The organism is Bradyrhizobium sp. T-12 (assembly GCF_058314695.1).
In genome coordinates, this window is the sequence record NZ_CM177756.1 from 1,058,654 (window position 1) to 1,076,607 (window position 17,954).

At 65.2% G+C, this 17,954-nt stretch carries 19 protein-coding genes and 1 pseudogene; 9 read left to right on the top strand and 11 right to left on the bottom strand.

The genetic code is table 11. The annotated features are described in order from the left end of the window. Positions 1–2 precede the first annotated feature (2 nt). Positions 3–248 (top strand): hypothetical protein, encoded by a 246-nt coding sequence (locus AC0WRY_RS05075; RefSeq protein WP_194408172.1) that lies wholly within the window; start codon positions 3–5, stop codon positions 246–248. 12 nt (positions 249–260) lie between these two features. Here AC0WRY_RS05075 and AC0WRY_RS05080 read toward each other — a convergent pair whose 3' ends face one another. Next, positions 261–725, bottom strand: coding sequence for an NUDIX hydrolase (locus AC0WRY_RS05080; RefSeq protein ID WP_491122739.1), 465 nt, complete (start codon positions 723–725; stop codon positions 261–263). Positions 726–924: 199 nt separating this feature from the next. On the opposite strand from AC0WRY_RS05080, the gene AC0WRY_RS05085 reads away from it, so the two are divergent. Further along, positions 925–1,347 (top strand): RidA family protein, encoded by a 423-nt coding sequence (locus AC0WRY_RS05085; protein WP_491122740.1) that lies wholly within the window; start codon positions 925–927, stop codon positions 1,345–1,347. A 9-nt stretch (positions 1,348–1,356) separates the two neighbouring features. On the opposite strand, the gene AC0WRY_RS05090 is transcribed toward AC0WRY_RS05085, so the two are convergent. Beyond that, positions 1,357–2,448 (bottom strand): enolase C-terminal domain-like protein, encoded by a 1,092-nt coding sequence (locus AC0WRY_RS05090; protein WP_491122741.1) that lies wholly within the window; start codon positions 2,446–2,448, stop codon positions 1,357–1,359. A gap of 188 nt (positions 2,449–2,636) precedes the next feature. Between AC0WRY_RS05090 and AC0WRY_RS05095 the strand changes: the two genes are divergently transcribed. Continuing rightward, positions 2,637–4,196 carry an adenylate/guanylate cyclase domain-containing protein gene (locus AC0WRY_RS05095; RefSeq protein ID WP_194405952.1) on the top strand — a complete coding sequence of 520 codons (1,560 nt, stop codon included), beginning with the start codon at positions 2,637–2,639 and terminating at the stop codon, positions 4,194–4,196. A 39-nt stretch (positions 4,197–4,235) separates the two neighbouring features. Here the strand turns inward: AC0WRY_RS05095 and AC0WRY_RS05100 are convergent, their stop codons facing one another. The 3 genes and pseudogenes from AC0WRY_RS05100 to AC0WRY_RS05110 form a co-directional block, all read right to left on the bottom strand. Further along, positions 4,236–5,459, bottom strand: coding sequence for an ABC transporter substrate-binding protein (locus AC0WRY_RS05100; protein ID WP_491122742.1), 1,224 nt, complete (start codon positions 5,457–5,459; stop codon positions 4,236–4,238). Positions 5,460–5,662: 203 nt separating this feature from the next. Further along, entirely contained in the window at positions 5,663–6,592 is a 930-nt protein-coding gene (locus AC0WRY_RS05105) for an alpha/beta hydrolase (RefSeq protein ID WP_491122743.1), read from the bottom strand. 349 nt (positions 6,593–6,941) lie between these two features. Then, positions 6,942–7,510 (bottom strand): annotated as a pseudogene (locus AC0WRY_RS05110) (alpha-ketoglutarate-dependent dioxygenase AlkB). An 81-nt stretch (positions 7,511–7,591) separates the two neighbouring features. On the opposite strand from AC0WRY_RS05110, the gene AC0WRY_RS05115 reads away from it, so the two are divergent. Then, positions 7,592–7,732: a hypothetical protein gene (locus AC0WRY_RS05115; protein WP_164718835.1), complete on the top strand. Its 141-nt coding sequence runs from the start codon at positions 7,592–7,594 to the stop codon at positions 7,730–7,732. Here the strand turns inward: AC0WRY_RS05115 and AC0WRY_RS05120 are convergent. The 3 genes from AC0WRY_RS05120 to AC0WRY_RS05130 are packed head-to-tail and all read right to left on the bottom strand — an operon-like array spanning position 7,729 to position 11,531. Beyond that, positions 7,729–9,315 (bottom strand): ATP-binding protein, encoded by a 1,587-nt coding sequence (locus AC0WRY_RS05120; RefSeq protein ID WP_491122744.1) that lies wholly within the window; start codon positions 9,313–9,315, stop codon positions 7,729–7,731. The two genes, AC0WRY_RS05115 and AC0WRY_RS05120, sit on opposite strands and share 4 nt — an antisense overlap. Continuing rightward, positions 9,312–10,016, bottom strand: coding sequence for a response regulator (locus AC0WRY_RS05125; protein WP_491122745.1), 705 nt, complete (start codon positions 10,014–10,016; stop codon positions 9,312–9,314). The genes AC0WRY_RS05120 and AC0WRY_RS05125 overlap by 4 nt, the downstream gene beginning before the upstream one ends. 12 nt (positions 10,017–10,028) lie before the next feature. After that, on the bottom strand, positions 10,029–11,531 hold the full coding sequence (locus AC0WRY_RS05130; RefSeq protein ID WP_491122746.1) for a DUF4153 domain-containing protein: 1,503 nt from the start codon (positions 11,529–11,531) through the stop codon (positions 10,029–10,031). A 189-nt stretch (positions 11,532–11,720) separates the two neighbouring features. Between AC0WRY_RS05130 and AC0WRY_RS05135 the strand changes: the two genes are divergently transcribed. Beyond that, positions 11,721–13,064 carry a glycoside hydrolase family 3 protein gene (locus AC0WRY_RS05135; protein WP_194405960.1) on the top strand — a complete coding sequence of 448 codons (1,344 nt, stop codon included), beginning with the start codon at positions 11,721–11,723 and terminating at the stop codon, positions 13,062–13,064. Between the two features lie 39 nt (positions 13,065–13,103). Here AC0WRY_RS05135 and AC0WRY_RS05140 read toward each other — a convergent pair whose 3' ends face one another. Then, on the bottom strand, positions 13,104–13,964 hold the full coding sequence (locus tag AC0WRY_RS05140) for a LysR family transcriptional regulator (protein ID WP_491122747.1): 861 nt from the start codon (positions 13,962–13,964) through the stop codon (positions 13,104–13,106). A 119-nt stretch (positions 13,965–14,083) separates the two neighbouring features. Here AC0WRY_RS05140 and AC0WRY_RS05145 point away from each other — a divergent pair, with 119 nt between their 5' ends. Next, a complete protein-coding gene (locus tag AC0WRY_RS05145) occupies positions 14,084–14,761 on the top strand; it encodes a peroxiredoxin-like family protein (RefSeq protein ID WP_194405962.1) in 678 nt (225 codons plus the stop codon). 64 nt (positions 14,762–14,825) lie between these two features. Here AC0WRY_RS05145 and AC0WRY_RS05150 read toward each other — a convergent pair whose 3' ends face one another. Next, a complete protein-coding gene (locus AC0WRY_RS05150; RefSeq protein WP_194405963.1) occupies positions 14,826–15,434 on the bottom strand; it encodes a TetR/AcrR family transcriptional regulator in 609 nt (202 codons plus the stop codon). A gap of 102 nt (positions 15,435–15,536) precedes the next feature. Between AC0WRY_RS05150 and AC0WRY_RS05155 the strand changes: the two genes are divergently transcribed. From AC0WRY_RS05155 to AC0WRY_RS05165, 3 genes are all read left to right on the top strand, one after another. Next, entirely contained in the window at positions 15,537–16,232 is a 696-nt protein-coding gene (locus AC0WRY_RS05155) for a PspA/IM30 family protein (RefSeq protein ID WP_194405964.1), read from the top strand. Between the two features lie 40 nt (positions 16,233–16,272). Then, positions 16,273–16,548 carry a YiaA/YiaB family inner membrane protein gene (locus AC0WRY_RS05160; RefSeq protein ID WP_063197515.1) on the top strand — a complete coding sequence of 92 codons (276 nt, stop codon included), beginning with the start codon at positions 16,273–16,275 and terminating at the stop codon, positions 16,546–16,548. A gap of 143 nt (positions 16,549–16,691) precedes the next feature. After that, the gene (locus AC0WRY_RS05165; RefSeq protein ID WP_028134265.1) at positions 16,692–16,898 is read left to right on the top strand and encodes a hypothetical protein; all 207 of its coding nucleotides are present in this window, start codon (positions 16,692–16,694) and stop codon (positions 16,896–16,898) included. A 36-nt stretch (positions 16,899–16,934) separates the two neighbouring features. Here AC0WRY_RS05165 and AC0WRY_RS05170 read toward each other — a convergent pair whose 3' ends face one another. Next, entirely contained in the window at positions 16,935–17,780 is an 846-nt protein-coding gene (locus tag AC0WRY_RS05170; protein ID WP_194405965.1) for an SDR family NAD(P)-dependent oxidoreductase, read from the bottom strand. Positions 17,781–17,954 lie beyond the last annotated feature (174 nt).

Consider the following 17,954-nt stretch of genomic DNA (forward strand, 5'->3'; position numbering starts at 1 on the left):
CAATGATCAGGGCGATCTGCCCTGCCATGGTGTTGCTGGCGTCGATCGCCCTGCGCGCTGAGGCTGGGATCGTCGATTGGCAAGCCGAGCTCCAGCGCTGCCGCGAACTGCGCCAGAACGTGGCGCCGTTGCTTCAGGCCGGCGAGGGGATCTCCGCCGTCGGCCGCTCCAGCAGATCCGTTCGCCGTTGCCTCTGGATCCAGCGCATGGCGGTGCGCAGGAAAATCCCCGGCGCGGAGATGTGGTAGCCAGAGCGTCCATCAGGACCGGTTCTTCCGCCCGAGCAGCACGTCCTTCAGCCCGGTTGGATAGAGGTGCGGTCCGCCCGCGACATCGAGATCGGCAAGGTCGAACCAGCGCGCGACGATCTCTTCGCCGTTGTCCTCGCGGAAGTCGATGCGGTCCTGGCCGGCGAATGCGCCGTCCGGAAACGCGATCTCCGCGATGAACATCACCTCGTGGCCGGTCGATCCCTCGTGCACAAAGATGTTCTCCATCATCCGCGGCTCGCTCGTGATGGCGACGTCGATGCCGAGTTCTTCGCTGAACTCGCGCACCAGCGCGGTCTGCCAGCTCTCGCCAAACTCGATCTCACCGCCGAGCGGGCGCACGCCCTTGATCCGCCCCGCATCATCGCGCACCTCGGCCGCCAGCAGCCGCCCGCCGCGCCAGTGCAGGCCGAGCGCGACGACGCGGATATGGGAGTGAGGGCGCCAAATGGTCATGGAGAATCGTTATCGCGCTCGCCCAAGCTGCGCAATGCGCGGAAGGTGAAGTCTTGTCAGGCCGGATCCGCCACACCCCCGGCATGCAAGAGCGTCGCGACCTTGATCCGCGACGGGCCGCCTGCCATTGTCCACGCGTCCACCACGGCGACGATGCCCATGCGTCGTTTGCCGATGCGAAAAGAGGCGAGCAACCGAGATGAGCGGCGTGAATAAGCCCGGCGGCAACTATTTGCCGGTCATCATCCACAATGGAATTGCCTATGTCAGCGGCCAGCTACCCCGTCGCGGCGAGGACCTGCTGTGTGCAGGCAAGGTCGGTGCCGGCGTCGATATCGCGGCCGCGCAGGAGGCTGCGGCCCTCTGCGCCGATCTCTGCATCGCCGCCATCAACCACGCCACAGGCGGAGAGGACAGGATCGTCCAGGTTCTGCAGGTCGTGGGATACGTCGCGTCAGCGCCTGGATTTACCCAGCAGTCGCAAGTCATGAACGGGGCTTCCGACCGGCTGATCGAACGCCTCGGCGATCGCGGCCGCCACACGCGGACATCCGTCGGCGTCGCCGAGTTGCCGCGAGGGGCTCCGGTCGAATTGAACATGATTGCCGCCGTTCGATCGTAGCAGGCGTCGCTATGTGACGAGATATCTGGCGATCGCTGCCTCGTCCCACGCAATCCCGTTCCCAGGCTCCTCGCCCGGCAGCGCAAAGCCGTCCTTGATCTCGAGGCGCGTCGACAGCACGGCATCGGCCCAGTCGACATATTCCAGCCAATGCGCCGTCGGCGTGACGCAGAGCAAATGCGCGCTGACTTCAGAGAACAGATGCGAGGACATCTCGATGCCCGCGGCCTGCGCGAGCGCGGCGGCGCGCAGCCAGCCGGTGACGCCGCCGATCCGCTGCACATCGGGCATCACGTAGTCGCAGGCTTCCGCCGCGAGCGCCGATTGCATCGAGAACGCACTGTCGAAATTCTCGCCGATCTGGACGGGCGTATGCAGCGCATCGGCGATGCGGGCGCAGCCGGCATAATCGTCGTGGCGGATCGGCTCCTCGATCCAGCTGAGGCCCTCGTCGTCGAGCATCTCGCCGCGACGGATGGCGTCCGTCACCGTGAGCGCCTGGTTGTAGTCGCACATCAGGGTGACCTCGTCGCCGACTGCTTTCCGTACCGCGCGGACGACGGCTAGATCCTCCCGCGCGTCGGTACGGCCGACGCGGATCTTGGCGGCCCGAAACCCTTCAGCCAGCAGCTTGTGCGCCTCGTCCACGGCGGCGCCCGCCGGCATGATGCCGAGCCCCTTCGAATTGTAGGCCTTGACCGGTTTCGGGGCGCCGCCGAGCAGGCGCGCCAGCGGCAGCCCCTTGGCTCGGGCGAGCGCATCCCAGGCCGCCATGTCGATGCCGGATTGCGCCAGTCGCTGCAGGCCGGCGAGGCCCAGCAGCGTGAAGCGCTGGGTCAGCTTGCGCTCGATCTCGAACGGCAGCAGCTCGTCGCCGGCGAGCAGCTCTGACATTTCCGCGACCATCGAGGTCAGCGGCTTCAAGGCCGACGGCCTGATCGAGAACAAATAAGCGTGCCCGCGCGCGCCATGGTCGGTCTCGCAGTCGATCAACACGAGCGGCGCCTTCGCCACGTCCCCGGTCGAGGTTTTGAGCGGCAGGTTCATCGGCACGATCACGGGTCGCGCGTGAAAGCGCTTGATGCGGATGGTCTCGGTCATGGGCGCTGGCTCCGATCAATGCAGATTGATGCCGATCTTAAACATTCGTCATGAAACTAAAAGGCGCCCGGTCCGACCACCATGAAAGGGGGTTGCGCGTGTCAGCGTTTTCTGGGCTCTGTGCCGCCGCATTCCTTGCCGCAAATTCCAGGAGTTTGCGACAAAAAGGTACACAACGGAGCCATGGCGTGAAACAAGAGATCTCCGAAGAACAGCGCAAGAACGGGATCCTCATTGGGGCCGTGATCGCCTTCCTGCTGCTCGCCTTGCCGCTCGCGGTGTGGCTGGACCTGACCGAGCTCTCCAAGACCGCGCTGCGTCGGCAGGCGGTCGATCTCAACTCGGTGATCACGAGCGTGCGCAGCTATTACGCCTCCAACGTGGTCGGGCGCGTGCTGGCGAACCCTGACGGCACCACCAAGGTGGTGCACAATTACGAGTCCGTGCCGGGCGCGATCCCGATTCCGGCGACGCTGTCGCTGGAGCTCGGACGGGTCATCGGCGCACAGCAGGAGAACATCACTTATCGCTTCGTCTCGGACTTCCCGTTCCAGAACCGCGCGTCGCACCAGCTCGACAAGTTCGAGAAGGACGCGCTCGACGCGCTCCGCAAGGATCCCGAGCAGAAGATCCTGGACACCGAGACATCGCTGTTCTCGGACAAGGTTCGCCTGGTCGCGCCCGTCACGATGGGCCCGGCCTGCGTGAGCTGTCACAACAGCCATCCCGAGAGTCCGAAGAAGGACTGGAAGGTCGGCGACGTCAGAGGCATCCAGGAGGTGATCATCGCGCAGCCGATCGCCGCCAACATCTTCTCGTTCAAGTTCCTGCTGGCCTATTTCCTGATCGCCGCCGGCAGCGGCCTTTCGTTTCTCTCGCTGCAGCGAAGGCAGGCCGGCCGCATCAAGACCATGAACCGGGAGCTCGAATCCGCCAACGACTTCCTGGCCTCGCTGTCGATGAAGATCTCGCGCTACATCCCGCCGCAGGTCTACAAGAGCATCTTCTCCGGCCAGAAGGACGTCACCATCCACACCGAGCGCAAGAAGCTCACCATCTTCTTCTCCGACATCCAGAATTTCACGGCTACCGCCGAACGGCTGCAGCCGGAGCAGCTGACCCAGCTCCTCAACGAATATTTCACGGAGATGTCGGCGATCGCCCATGATCATGGCGGCACCATCGACAAGTTCATCGGCGACGCCATGCTGATCTTCTTCGGCGATCCCGAGACCAGGGGCGACCGCGCCGATGCGCAGGCCTGTCTGCAGATGGCCTGGCACATGCAGCAGCGCCTTGCCGAGCTCAATGCGAAATGGCGGGCGTCCGGCATCGAGCAGCCGTTCCGCTCGCGCATGGGCATCAACTCGGGCTATTGCAATGTCGGCAATTTCGGCAGCTCCGACCGCATGGACTATACCATCATCGGCGCCGAGGCGAACCTCGCCGCGCGGCTGCAGTCGATCGCCGAGCCCGGCGGCATCGTGCTGAGCTACGAGACTTTTGCCCTGGTCAGCGACATCGTTCGCGCCCACGCTTTGCCGGCGATCACGATGAAGGGCATCAGCCGCGAGGTCATTCCCTATTCGGTCGACGCACTGAACGATGCGGGGGAGAACAGCGGCATCATCACCGAGCGCGCGCCGGGGCTCGAGCTGTACCTCGACCCGGCGGTGGTGAAGTCAGGCGATGCCGCGCGGGTGCGCGCGCTGCTGGAGAGCGCGCTGGCCTCGCTGAAGCCGGCGTGAATCTTCCGACCCTCCCCGTCACCGCGCGCACCCATCATCTCACCTTGCCGCCCCCTCCGTGAATGCCGTCTCGATCACCTCCCCAAATGGCTGCCACGACCGTCCGTCGAACTGCACCAGCCGCATCTGCCTGATCGGCAGATAGTTGCTCGGCGAGGTATTCATCCTGATGTTGGGCAGCGCGACGGAGGGGTTGTAACCCTTCAGCGAAGCCGCCTGGCGCATGATGTTCTCGCGTGACAGGTCGTCGCCGCATTGCTTCAGCACCTGCGTCAACGCCTCGGCCGCGGCATAGCCGTAGACCGCGGCGTTGTTGTTGGTGCTTTCGACCTGATGGTACTTTTCCATGAAGGCGAACCATTGCTTCATGGCGGGATCGTCTTTCCAGGCGGGATCGCTCGGGTCCTTCAGGAAGGCCGCCGAGATCACGCCGGCCGAATTCTCCAGGCCCGCGGGCGCCATCGCATTTGCGATCGAGGCGGAGGTGTCGTTGACGATGAAGACCGGGCGCCAGTTGAGTGAAGCCGCGAGCTTGATCACCTTGGAGGCCGTCGACGGCACGCCGAGGAAGACGAAGATGTCGGCGCCGGCGCGCTTGAGGATCGAGACGTGCCCGTCGAGATGCTCGTCGCCGATGTCGAAGGCGATGTCGACGAGGACATGGCGGTTGAGGTCGCCGAGGCCGTCCTGGATCCCCTTGTAGAGCATGCGTCCGAACTGGTCGTTCTGCCAGAGCACGACGATTTTCTTCCTGGGATAATAGGCCTGGATGTAGTTGGCGTAGATGCGCCCTTCCGACCGGATCGACGGCTGCCAGCCCATGGTCCAGGGGAACGCCCTGGCCTGGCTCAGCTCCTCGTCGCCGGAGGCGACGAACAGTTGCGGAATCTTCTTCTCGTTCAGATACCAGCGCGCGGCGAGATTGCCGGGCGTGCCGAACGAGCCGAACATCAGGTGCACGTCGTCCTTCTCGACCAGGTTGCGCGTCAGCTCCAGCGCGGCCGACGGATCGGAATTGTCGTCGCGCGTGATGAAGCGGATCTTGCGGCCGTTGATGCCGCCGCGCGCGTTGATCATGTCGAAGTAAGCGGCTTCCGCCTGGCCGATCGCGCCGAATTCAGACAGCGGTCCGGAATACGGCATGACATTGCCGATGCGGATTTCCTTGTCGTCCGCCGCCTGCTCGGCGCGTTGCTGCGACATCGCCCCCAGTGAGGCGAGAGCGGCGATCAGAACGAACAGCACTTTTCCGGTGACGCGCATGCTCGACACCTTAGTCGTTGGCCCCCAACGAGGTCGGCTCAATCCGCACCCAGGGCGGTTGATCTAGGTCAAGCGTTTGGCAATCGTGTGGCTTGGCAGGGGTTCAGGCGAGTGCACGGGGCGAATAAACGGCAGGCATGTTGACCGGCTGTCGCAGCGGGTTATGCGCCTGTGTGTGAGACGCCTCGCTGCCGGCGCAACCGCTACGGCAGCCCCCGCGCCTCCAGCTGATGCACCAGCAGCAAGGTCGGCTCGGCCAGGCTGTCGCCGGAGCCGTCGAGGCCGAAGGCGCTCGCGATGCCGTCGCGGCTGCGCAGCAGCGCGCTGCGCGGGCAATGGCCAGCGCCGCAGAGCGTCTTCTTCAAGGTCTCGCCCTGCGCGACGGTGCCCGTGGAATCGTCCGCGGCCCAGGCCAGCACGATCGGCACATCGACGTTGAGGATGCCCGGGAAAACCGAGCGCTTGTTGTACTGGCTGACGTCGCTGCCGAGATAGGCCTTCTCGCTGTCGCTCGCCTCCTTGCCGGCGCGGTAGATGCCGGACACCAGCACGACGGCGGCGACATCGGCGCGGTCGGTCTGCAACTCGGGATGCGCCAGCAGGGTGGCGACATGGAAAGCGCCCGCGCCGTAGCCGACCGCAACGATCTCGCGGGCGTCGCCGTTGAACAGGTCGATATTGCCGTGAACCCAGGACAGCGCCGCCGCCACGTCGGTCGCCCCGGCGGGCCACGTCGCCGCGGGCGCCAGGCGATAGTTGACGCGCACGCCGATCATGTCGTTGCGCGCGGCGAAGCACATCGCTTGGTCCTGGATCTGGCGCGACAATTCCGGCGCGGCGCGGTCGCCGGTGAAGGTGTCGCCGGTCACGAACAGCAGCACCGGCCGCGGCGTGTCCGCCTTGGTGGCGCTGGTGGCGACATCGAGCACATTGGCTTCGCTCTCGCCGTAGCGCAGGCCGCGCGAGAAGGTGACTTGCTCGCAGAGCCGCGCGGTGCCGCCGGCGGTGGTGTCGGAATCGGTGAGGCCCGCTTGCACGAGATCGGAGGGCAGAGGCAGCCGGGCCGGCGAGGGACCGTGGGCGGAAGCTGCCGTCGCGGCGAGAACCAGGAGAAATGCGAGATGATTCTTCATTTTGATGCTAGCGTTGCGCTCTCATATCGGCTCTCGCGTTTGGCCTGTCTTTTCAATTCGCCTTTATAGTTTTGTGTCGGCTTGAGGCAATTTCGCGGCGTGCCGCGCTCGTCGGGGTATGCCAGGGTCCGAAGCTCACCCAAATGCAAGTTGCAAAGTCATCCCGCCCAAGGCTGTCGGAGCGTGCGCCTTGGTCCCCGGCGGACCTGCGTGGCGCTCAAGCGCTGCCGATTATCGATAGCTATTTTAGTTCAGGCTTAGAAAGGCCGCCCCCGTTACCGTCAAACGCCACTGCTGGGCGGTCTACTGTGCATGGGGTTGTTTTCGAAGTTTTGTTTTGGGCGGCCTGTCAGGTCCGCTTCATGGTCCGGAACGTGACGGAGTAACGGCGCGCCTCGACCGGCGGGATGCTATGCTCCCATTGCGAGCGCGCCTCACCGTCCATCATGTAGAGCGAGCGCGGCTGCGCCTCGAGCGTGTGGCGCTGCCATTTGTCGCCGCTGCGGCGGCGGAAGCGGAACTTGCAGGCCGAGCCGAGCGACAGTCCGAGGACCTTGTCGAAATGCGGCTTGTCGCGGTGCCAGCCGATGCCGACGCCGACCTCGTATTCGGTGCAGAGCACCTGCCGGACACAGGCCTCCGCCAGCCCGCCCACGCCTCGGCCCGCCGCGCGATCGGCAGGAGCCAGTCCGGGATCGGCTCCGCCTCGGCCAGCCGTTGCAGGGAATAGTCATAGCGGTAGCCGAACGACGCCACCCGACGGTTGCCCTCGAACGCCCCGAACTGGAAACGCTCGAGCGGCAATGCTGCGATGCGGCCGATCAGATCCTGCTCGACGGCGGCTTCGATAAAATTGTCGACATAGCGAAGTCCGGAAGGCCCAGCTTCCGGCTCAGCGAATAATCCGAGCTGCGTCATTCCTCGCATTTCCGTGACGGAACCTTTTGCCGGCCCAAGCGACTTACATAGGACGCGGGAAGGAACGTGCGAGAGGCTGTTATGGCACAGAAGCATACCGCCGATCCGGCAGAGATCATGCGGGCGACCGGTCACCCCGAATTGGAATATGCCGCCGGCTGGACCATCGCCGGTCTGGTCACCATCGGCACCATCGTCGCGGCCTGGGTGTTCGCGATCTAGGCCGTTGGAAACCGAAGCTCGAAGGCGGCCCCCTTGTCGGTCGGCCTGAGGCTGATCGAGCCGCCATGGCTCGCCATCACCGCGCGTGCGATCGCCAGCCCCATCCCGGTGCCGCCCTGGTCGCGGCGGGTGGTGAAGAACGCGTCAAAAATCCTGTCGCGGTTCGGCGTCGAGATCGGTTCGCCGTCATTGCTCACCGTCAGACGCAGGGTCGTCCGCTCGAAGCTCGCCTCCAGCCGGATTGACCGCGCCTTGTGCCGCACAGCGTTGTCGGCAAGATGCGACAGCACGATCAGCGCCTTTTCGCCGGACATGCCGATGGCGCGGTCGAGGACGCCGCTCGCCTCGATTGAGCTCGCGGGAAACCGGCTCTTGAGGTCGGCGATCACCGGCGCGAGCTCGGTGCGCTCGTTCTGCGGCAGGCTCTCGGCGCGGGCGAGCTCGCGCAAGCGCTGCGCCATCGCCTCCAGCCGCTGCGTGTCGGACAGGATGTTGGCGATGAACGTGTTCTGCTCCGCCGGCGTCAGGCTGCCCGCTTTGCCCTGAACCGAATCCTGCAACAGCTCGGCCGCGCCCTTGATCGAGGTCAGCGGCGATTTCAGCTCATGGGTGAGGTGGGCCGAGAATGTCGCGATATAGTCCGAGCGCCGCGCCAGCTGCTCGGCCATGCCGAGGAAGCTGTGCGAGAGCTGGGCGAACTCGCGCGTGCCGTAATGCCGCAGTGGCCGAAACGCCTCGCGGTCGCCACGGCCGATCCGGGCGGCGCGGTCGATCAGCTCGCGCATCGGCAGGGTGATGGTGCGCGAAAACACCAGGCCGATCGCGATCGTGCCGAGGATCACGGCAAGTCCCGCCAGCACGAACTTGGCCCGCTCCTGGTAGAGATGATCGAAAATGTTGCTCGGCGTCCGCGTGGTGTAGATGACGCCCGCGACGCGGTTGTTGACGATCACGGGCATCGCCGAGAACACGTGCACGCCAAGGCCGCGGCTGAAGGAGTAGATCGGCGGCGGCGGCTTGTCCGGCACGCGGTTGCGCAAGGTCGCGCGGTATTGCCCGTGCAGCGCGTCCGCGACCTCCTCGATATGGGCGAGCGACTGCCCGACCTCCTGCCGCCCGGCAACGACGACGCCCTGGGGATCGAGGATCCGGAAGCCCGCCAGCGTCACCTTCTGGGTCTCGCGGATGATCGGCGTCAGTCTTGCGCCGATCTCGACATAGCCGGGCTGCGCGGGCTGGGACGCGGGCAGCGCATCCGGTCGCCGCCGCAGCAGGTCGTTGGCGGTGAGATCGAGCGCGGGCCGGATCGGCGTGACCTGGTCGCCGGGGTCGGGCAGCACGTTCGGCGGCACCTCGGGCCCGAGCGTCAGGCCGTTGTCGAGCCTTGCCGTGACCTCCTGCGCATAGATCGTCGCGAGCACGCGGCTCTGCGCGATCAGCTCGGCCTGGGTCTGGCGGATCAGCTGGTTGTCGTAGAGGCGGAAGAAGAACAGGCCGACCAGCGGCAGCACGGCGACGGTGGCCAGCACCGTGAAGATCACGAGGGCGAGCGACGGCCGCCATTTGTCGGGCGCCGCGCTCATGCCTCTTTCTCGCAGCGGCCGAGCTTGAAGCCGACGCCGTGGATGGTCTCGATCACGCTCTCGCAATCCTGCGCCGCGAGCTTGGCGCGGATGTTGCGGATGTGGCTGTCGATGGTGCGGTCGGAGACCTGGATGTTGAGCTGATAGGCTGCCCGCATCAGCTGCTCGCGGTTGAACACCGAGGTCGGCCGCGTCAGGAACGCACGCAGGATGCCGAACTCGATCGCGGTCAGCTTCAGCGGCGTGCCGGCAAAGGACGCGACGTGCTGCTCGGGATCGATCAGCAGACCGCCCTGGGAGAGCGTGCTGGGGTCAGCCTTGACCTCGCCGTTGCGCGGGCTGAGGCGGCGCAGGATGACATTGACCCGCGCGACCAGCTCGCGCGGGCTGAACGGCTTTGTCACATAGTCGTCGCCGCCGATTTCGAGACCGAGGATGCGGTCGATCTCCTCGTCGCGCGCCGACAGGAACAGGATCGGCACGTCGGAGGTCTTGCGCACCTCGCGGCAGACGTCGAGGCCGTCGAACTCGGGCATGCCGATGTCGAGCACGATCAGGTCGGGCTTGTCGGCGGCGACGCGGAGAAGCGCCTCCTTGCCGTCGCGGGCCTCGATCACGTCCATGCCGGCCTTCTTCAAGGCGACGCGGATGACCTCGCGGATGTGGCCTTCGTCGTCGACGATGAGGATGCGATGCGCCAAGAAACTCTCCGCTCACCCGACCGGCCGGCTGCCGGACGGGTCTTTCGCCAGCGCGTCCAGCCGGCGCTGCAGCCGCCAGCTCCGAAAGCCCCAGCTCCGCCAGGCCAGATCCTGGCGCTGCTGTTCTACAAGGCGGTCGCGTCGCGACACAAGGCAGCTCTCGGGAGTGCCGGGTCGAAGCATGATCGCCTTGTCAATGGCGGGCAGCGCTTGCGGTCCGAGCGTCAGGAGATAGTTCATGTCGATCTGCAGGCCGTTGCCCGAAGCTTCCCGGCTGTGGGCCACATTGTAGTCGGCAATGAAGGCGTCGAAGTTCACCAGCGAGCAGCCATAAAGCGAGATCGCGAGCGCGATCAAATTGGCGCCCACGAGCCATTGGTTGGATCGGTCGAGGACGATGCGGGCGACGATCAGGATCAGTCCGAGCGCGACCAGTCCCATCCAGATGAACGCCGCGATTCGCCAGTATGTCAGCATGTAGACATCGACGTAGAGGTCGAGACGCAGGATTGAGGAGGCGACGAGAAGGACGTTCTGTCCCACCCAGAGATACACCAGCGGCCGGATGACCTTCGATTTCTCGGCCGGCCCGCCCGGCCGCATCGTCACCAGCACGAAGGCCGCGGCGAGCAGGGCGGTTACGATCAGCGGGTAGGCACCGCGATGCGCGTAGCTCGCATAGGTCAGATTGTCGGGCAGCGCCAGATGGCCCCAGAGATAGATGCCGTCGAGAACGGACTGCGCCGCGAACAACAGATTGAACAGGATCAGAGAGCGCAGGATGGTGGAGGGACCAAGAAATTCCACCGAGACGAGCGATGGAAGCGGAGGCGGCTCTACGGCTTCGGCGGCGGTGGTGATTTTCTTGCGCCGCCAGCGCACATGGATGAACGGCCAGACCAGCGCCAGCATCAAGGCCCAGAACAGCACGCGCGGGATGCTGATATATCCGAGGATGAGTTTCGGATTGAGCAGGGACAGCCACTGCTCGATCACCGGATTGGCCGCGGCGAAGAGCGCCACGAAGACGGCGCTGAGCGCCGCCGGCATCAGCCAGAGCGCGATGCCGCGGGTGAATGCCGACGCGTTCAACGCTTGGGGCGCATCGAGAAAGAACCTGAAGGGACCGAGCAGGACGAAATTGCGCAATGCGCGAACGCGGTCGGCGAGGCCGGTCGCTTCCGCGTTGGTCACGAGCTGCAACGCAATGGCCATCGAGGCGACAAGGATCAGGAACGACAAACAGTTGAGCTCCTCGACAACAGGCACCAGCCCGACGGCGAGAACGGCCGAGCCGATCATGGCGCGGCGCAGATCCAGCGCCGCACGATTGAAGAGCACCGATACGCCGGCGAGCGCGATCGCAAAGAGCGTCAGCGACAGCCCGATCCGCTGCCCGTAGAACAGCCAGTCGGCGAGTGCGGCCAGCAGAAGCGCGAGGCCGACCTTGGCCGGGATCGAGGAATGACCGATCGGCTTGATCTCTTCCACGATCGTCGAAGCCAGACTTGTCATATCGGTAAGACCTTTCGTGATGGTTGGCATCACGAAGTCTGAACGTCGTTTGTGCAGAAGGCGGGATCACCGTCTGCATGGTTTCAGGAGTCTTTTGCAGTTTTCGTGCAGGCATGCGTTTGCCCCTCGCGCGGGGCAAATCGCTTTGATAGGTGCGAAGCATTCGCCGCTCCTCACATGTGATGCATCATGCAATTCCTCGGTCGTATCGGTCTCATCCTGCTCTGGCTGGCTGCGCCTCCCCTTGCATTCGCTGCCGCGAACAAGAACGATCCTTATCTGCTCGTGATGCGTGGCGCTGGAAACGTCGTGCTTGTCGTCGCAAGCATCGCGATCGTCATCCTTCTGCTGCGCAAAGGACGTTGGCGCACCATTGCGGGCAAGCTGCTCGTCATGCTCTGGTGCCTGCCGCCGGTCCTGATGACCGCGGCGCATCTGAAGTTCGAGTGGCGCAAGCACGAGGTTCTCGGTGCCAGTGCCGCCGAGGCGCGCCAGCTCGGGCCTCATTTCATGGTCGGCTATTCCTCCTTCCCGGAGGTTGCGCGCCTTGCCAAGCAGGGATTGATCAGCGGCGTCTACGTGACCCGCCACAACATCCGCGGCAGGACCGTCGAGGCGCTGCAGGCCGAGATCGCGGCGCTCCAGGACATCAGGCGCTCAGCGGGCCGGCCGCCGTTGATCGTCGCTGCGGACCAGGAGGGCGGTATCGTCGGCCATCTCGCGCCGCCGCTGACGAAAGTGCCGGCCCTGGCGACGCTCGCCGGGCTTGCTCCCGACGACCAGCAGGCCAAGGCGCAAGAGTTCGGCCGGATCCACGGCCGCGAGCTCGCCGGCCTCGGCGTCAACCTCAACCTCGCCCCGGTGCTCGATCTCAAGCCGCCGGCGCGGCGCAACCGGCTCGATTTCCACACGCTGATCGGCCAGCGCGCGATCGCGACCGACCCGGCCGTCGTCTCGACGATTGCGGGCGCCTATGTGCGCGGGCTGGAAGAATCCGGCGTCGGTGCCACGCTCAAGCATTTTCCCGGCATCGGCCGCGTGCGCACCGACACGCATCATTTCAGCGCCAATCTCGACACGCCGGTGAAGGAGCTCGAGGCATCCGACTGGCTTCCGTTCCGCGAGGTGCTGTCGCATTCGCGCAGCGCGCTCATGGTTGGCCATGTCACGCTCACCGCGGTCGATCCCGATCGCGCCGCATCACATTCGAAACGCGTCGTCGAAGGCGTCCTCCGGCAGGCATGGGGCTATCAGGGGGTGGTGATGACCGACGACCTCGTGATGGGCGCGATCTACCAGAACGACGTCTGCAAGGCCGTGGTCGAAGCGGTCAATGCCGGCGTCGATTTGCTGCTGGTCGCCTATGACGGCGCGCAGTTCTACCGCGTCTTCGCCTGCGCCCTGGACGGGGCGCGGCAGGGCAAGCTCGATGCCATGATGCTGCATGCGAGCGCGGCGCGGCTGGCACGGGGCTTTTCGACCGAGCAGGCGCGCGCGGCCTCAGGCGTGATCCGCATCGTCGGTACGCATTAGCTTCTCCTGCATGTCGAGCGAGGTCTAGGCCTTTGCCGCCTATCTCAACTCCTCCGCCAGGTAGTCGACCAGGGCCCGTATCTTGCTGGAAGGACGTGGGCCACCCGGGAAGACGGCATGCACGGCGAGCGGCGAGGCCTTGTAGCCTTTCAACAACGGGACCAGCGCGCCCGACTTGATCTCGGGGGCGGCCATCACCGACGTTGCCATCGAAATGCCGAGCCCCGCCAGGGCGCAGGCGAACACGCCCGGACCCGAGTCGGTGTGGATGCGGCCGCGCACGTCCACCGACGTTTCCGCGCCGTTGCGCGTGAACACCCAACTCGCCCGGCCGGAATGACCGGGTCCGAAGATGCAATCATGTGAAGCGAGATCGGCCGGCGTTTTCGGCGTGCCGCGCGCGGCGAGATAGGACGGGGACGCCACCAGGAGACGCTGCAAGGTTTCGAGCTTGCGTGCGCCGAACGCGGAATCGTCGAGTTCGCCGAGGCGGATGGCGAGGTCGGCGCCTTCGGCAACGAGATTCTGGCGTTCGTCGACCACCGACAGCTCGACGTGGAGTAACGGATGCATCGCCAGGAATTTCCGCAGATGCGGAATGATCTGCCGCATGCCGTACATGATGGGCATTGCGATGCGGATGGTCCCGCGCAGCGAGTCGATTCCGCGCGCCGCGTCCTCGGCGTCCTCGATGTCGGCGAGGACCTCACGCGCGCGCGTGAGGAAGAGCGCCCCGGCGTCGGTCACGGTGATGCGGCGCGTGGTCCGGAGCAGCAGCTTGACGTCGAGCCGCGCCTCCAATTCGCTGATGATGCGGGACACCGAAGGCTGAGACAGGCCAAGTTCGCGGGCAGCCTTGGAAAAACTGCCGCATTCGGCGGCCCGGACGAACACCGCCATTTCCTGAAGCCGATCACTCATTTGTATTCCAAATAAATCTTCTGCGTCCGAGCGGTATACCCTCGCGCTGCCGAATAATCCAGATAGGGCCGGCCAACAGCAATCGATGGAGTTTCGCCATGGCCCTGCAAGACAAGCTCGATGCCTTCAAAGCCGATTTCGAAGGCGGCCGCCTGCCGCTCAAGCCCAGCCGCGAGGTGCTCGACATCATGCACCGCGCGACCGCCGAGCTGATCGCGAGCGGTCAGGTGCAGCGCGCAAAAAAGGCCGGTGATGCCGCGCCGGATTTCACCCTGAAAGACCACGAGGGCAAGCAGGTCGCCTTGCGCGAGCTGCTCGCCAAGGGACCGCTGGTCGTGTCGTTCTATCGCGGCGCCTGGTGTCCTTATTGCAATCTCGAGCTCCAGGCGCTGCAGGAGGCGCTGCCGGAGATCGTCGCCCGCGGTGCCAGCCTGGTTGCGATCTCGCCGCAGACTGCGCCGAACAGCCGGAAATCGGAGCGCGACAACAAGCTGTCGTTCCCGATTCTGAGCGACGTCAGGAGTGCGGTCGCGGAGGCCTTCGGCGTTCGCTTCGCGCTGCCGGCTGAGCTCGTCGCGCTCTACAAAGCGTTCAAGAATGACCTGCCGACGTTCAACGACGATCCGGCCTGGGTGCTGCCGATGCCGGCGCGTTACGTCATCGGCCGCGACGGAATCATCGCCTATGCGGAGGTGAATCCCGACTACACGCGCCGTCCTGATCCGTCGGAACTGTTGCCGGTGCTGGATCGCCTGCGGGCCGGCAAGGCGGCTTGAGACTTGCGACGTGACCGCCCCGCGCGCCGAGGCGCGCGGGGTGGTCGGATTCCTGCGTGAAGCGCTACCGCTGGCGTGCGATCAATCCGTCGACCATCGCGCGCACGAGGCCCGCGATCTCCTCGCGCAGCGCCGGCAGCGGCACGGCGACCAGCTTCTGCTCCAGTCCCAGCGCGACCATGCCATGCACTGCCGAGAACAGGCTGCGAGCCGTGATGCCGAGCTCTTCGCGGTTGCGCTTTGGAAACAGCATGGCCAGCGGCTGGTAGATGTGGCGGAACAGTTGCAACTGGTCCTGGACCGACCAGTCGGGGACGGTCTTGTCGGCGTCCATGCGGTGCTCGAACAGCGCGCGCCAGAGCTGGAGATTCTCGGCCGCGAAATCGCAATAGGCGATGGCGATGCGGACCAGCGTCTCCTGCGGGGATGGCTCGCCGGCGCTGACCGCGGCACTGAGTGCCCCATCGAGCCGGAGCAGCGTGCGCGAGCCCACACGCAGGATCAGCTCGTCCATGTCAGCCACGAGATTGTAGACCGCGCCATTGGCGCAGCCGATCTCGCGGGCGAGATCGCGGGTTTTCAGGCCGGGCAAGCCACGGTCGGCGATCATCCGCTCCGCCGCCAGGATCAGAGATGATCGAAATTTCTCTCGTCGTTCCAGTACCTTAGACATCAATGCAAAATTCTTTGAGCGTCGCTCAAAATATTCTTGAACGATGTTCAAGTTTGCTGCTACAAACGGTTTGTGAGCAACGCTCATAACAGGGAGCAGCAGATGTTCAAGACCGTCGTGACACTTTTCCGCGGTAGCGTCGCCGCCGCCGGCGAGGAGCTGGAGGACCGGACGGCCCTCCTCATTCTCGACCAGCAGATGCGCGATGCGGCCGCCGCCGTCGAGCGCAGCAAGCGAACGCTGGCGCTGGCGATTGCGCAGGACCAGCAGGAGGGCCGCAAGCTGGACGCGACAATTGCCCGCATTACCGATCTCGAAACCCGCGCGGTTGCGGCGCTCGACGGCGGTCGTGAGGATCTCGCCAAGGAGGCCGCCGAAGCCATCGCCGGCCTGGAGGCCGACCGCGATGCCGCGATGACGGCCCGTGCGCTGTTCGCGACCGAGATCGCCCGCCTGAAGCGGCATGTTGCCAACGCGCAGGCCCGCATCACCGAGCTCGATCGCGGCCGCCGTCTGGCCCGCGCTTCGGAAGCCGTGCGCTCGCTTCGCCGCAGCGGCATCGAGGCGGCGCGTCCCTACGAATCCACGCTGCCGGAGGCCGAGAGCACGTTGCGGCGTCTGCGCGATCGGCAGATGGAAGCCCAGGCCGCCGACGATGCGCTGGTCGAGCTCGATGCGGCCACAGGTCCCATCGCGACCGCCGAGAGGCTCGCCGAGCAGGGCTTTGGCCCGCGGCTGAAAACCACGGCGGACGATGTGCTCGCGCGGCTGAAATCCAGGCGCGCGCCGGCAGCCTGATCCAACCCCCATCATCATCGCAGCAACACAGGAGACCATCATGAACCAGAACGGCCAGCCCCACAGCAGCGCCTGGGTGACCTTCACCTATGCGTCCTTCGCAGCCTCCGCCTTCCTCGTCGCCATCGGCGTCTTCTTCCTGCCGATCGATTTCTGGATGAAAGGCTATCTCACCATGGGTATCGTCATGCTGATCCAGACCTGCATCACCCTGACCAAGACCGTGCGAGACAATCACGAGAGCAGCCGGCTGGTGAACCGCATCGAGGACGCGAAGGCCGAGCGGCTGTTGATGGAGGTTTCCAAGGCCGCGTAAGCGGAGCGCCTGATCCTGACGACGCGCAAGAGAGCCGCGGAGCAGCGCCCCGCGGCTTTCGGCGTCATCGATCCGCATCCCGCATTGTGCTCCGGCTGCAGGTGCGATATGGCTCGCGCGCTTTCCAGAGGCGGAGACGAGCTTTGTCGAAACAATCGCTGCGTGAGGAGGCCGAGCGCCTGATCCGCGAATCCATGGAAAAGAAGTCCATCGTCGTCAAGCAGGGCACGACCCGCATCGAGGCCGTCTGCGGCAAGTGCGGCGCGCCGAACCGGGTGCAGGCGGAGAAGGGCCAGAGCCGGGTCAAGTTCGCCTGCAAGAATTGCGGGCACCAGCAGGAGACGCTGTAGGCTTGTTCCCTCTCCCACAAGGGAGAGGGAGGGCGGTCACTCCCCCTCCACAAACCTCTTGAACGCATCCGCGTAATCCGGATGCCAGCGTGACAGCGGCGGGCGGTTCTCGACGATGTCGCCGGCGGCCCACAGCATGCGCTTCTCGTCGAGCGCGCGTGGCACGTCGTTGTCCGGGCACAGGATGTAGAAATCGCCGGCCTCCAGCCGCGCCAGCATGAAATCGACCGTCTGTTCCGGCGTCCAGGCGCCGGCCGGCTTTTCGGTGCGGCCCTTCGCGGTGAGGCCGGTGAACACGAAGCCGGGGATCAGCAGGTGCGCCGTGATGCGACAGTCCTTCGTGTTGCGCAGCTCATGCTGGAGCGCCTCGGTGAACGCTTTCACGCCGGCCTTGGAGACATTGTAGGCGGGATCGCCGGGCGGCGTGGTGATGCCCTGCTTCGAGCCGGTGTTGATGATGAGGCCGCGCCTGCCGCGCGCGATCATGCCCGGCGCGAAGATGCGCGAGCCGTTGATGATGCCCCACATGTTGACGCCGATGATGCGCTGCCAATGGTCGGGCTCGCCGAACAATGTGCTGCCTGGCTGGATGCCGGCATTGTTCATCAGGATATCGGTGCCGCCGAACCGCTCGCGCACCGCGCCCTCCAGTTCCGTCACGCTCTCGGCGCTGCTGACATCGACGGCGAAGGTCATCACATCTGCGGCAGTGGTGACGGATGACAGTCTTGCTGCAGCTTCTGCCAACCGGGGCTCGTCGACATCGACGATACACAGCTTCATTCCCGCGCGCGCAAAAGCGACGGCAGCGGCAAATCCGATGCCGGACGCGCCGCCGGTGATCACAGCAACATTGTCTTTGACGATGGCGGGATGGGGCATGGTGCGTCTCCGCAAGAGGGATTTGCGCGAGCTATAACATGGCGGCTGCGCGACCCTGCACAAGCCGGCATGGGAGGTCTTCGTTCCGCGCTGCCTTTACGCCTATCCGGCACCGCGGTATCCTTCGACGCAACGATCCCGCCCAGATCGAACCAATCAATCATTTGACAGGGA

Bases quoted from the DNA above. Each gene is read 5' to 3' on its own strand.
- AC0WRY_RS05075 (WP_194408172.1), top strand. From the start codon at position 3: ATGATCAGGGCGATCTGCCCTGCCATGGTGTTGCTGGCGTCGATCGCC.
- AC0WRY_RS05080 (WP_491122739.1), bottom strand. From the start codon at position 725: ATGACCATTTGGCGCCCTCACTCCCATATCCGCGTCGTCGCGCTCGGC.
- AC0WRY_RS05085 (WP_491122740.1), top strand. From the start codon at position 925: ATGAGCGGCGTGAATAAGCCCGGCGGCAACTATTTGCCGGTCATCATC.
- AC0WRY_RS05090 (WP_491122741.1), bottom strand. From the start codon at position 2,448: ATGACCGAGACCATCCGCATCAAGCGCTTTCACGCGCGACCCGTGATC.
- AC0WRY_RS05100 (WP_491122742.1), bottom strand. From the start codon at position 5,459: ATGCGCGTCACCGGAAAAGTGCTGTTCGTTCTGATCGCCGCTCTCGCC.
- AC0WRY_RS05105 (WP_491122743.1), bottom strand. From the start codon at position 6,592: ATGAAGAATCATCTCGCATTTCTCCTGGTTCTCGCCGCGACGGCAGCT.
- AC0WRY_RS05115 (WP_164718835.1), top strand. From the start codon at position 7,592: ATGGCACAGAAGCATACCGCCGATCCGGCAGAGATCATGCGGGCGACC.
- AC0WRY_RS05120 (WP_491122744.1), bottom strand. From the start codon at position 9,315: ATGAGCGCGGCGCCCGACAAATGGCGGCCGTCGCTCGCCCTCGTGATC.
- AC0WRY_RS05130 (WP_491122746.1), bottom strand. From the start codon at position 11,531: ATGACAAGTCTGGCTTCGACGATCGTGGAAGAGATCAAGCCGATCGGT.
- AC0WRY_RS05135 (WP_194405960.1), top strand. From the start codon at position 11,721: ATGCAATTCCTCGGTCGTATCGGTCTCATCCTGCTCTGGCTGGCTGCG.
- AC0WRY_RS05140 (WP_491122747.1), bottom strand. From the start codon at position 13,964: ATGGCGGTGTTCGTCCGGGCCGCCGAATGCGGCAGTTTTTCCAAGGCT.
- AC0WRY_RS05145 (WP_194405962.1), top strand. From the start codon at position 14,084: ATGGCCCTGCAAGACAAGCTCGATGCCTTCAAAGCCGATTTCGAAGGC.
- AC0WRY_RS05150 (WP_194405963.1), bottom strand. From the start codon at position 15,434: ATGTCTAAGGTACTGGAACGACGAGAGAAATTTCGATCATCTCTGATC.
- AC0WRY_RS05155 (WP_194405964.1), top strand. From the start codon at position 15,537: ATGTTCAAGACCGTCGTGACACTTTTCCGCGGTAGCGTCGCCGCCGCC.
- AC0WRY_RS05160 (WP_063197515.1), top strand. From the start codon at position 16,273: ATGAACCAGAACGGCCAGCCCCACAGCAGCGCCTGGGTGACCTTCACC.
- AC0WRY_RS05170 (WP_194405965.1), bottom strand. From the start codon at position 17,780: ATGCCCCATCCCGCCATCGTCAAAGACAATGTTGCTGTGATCACCGGC.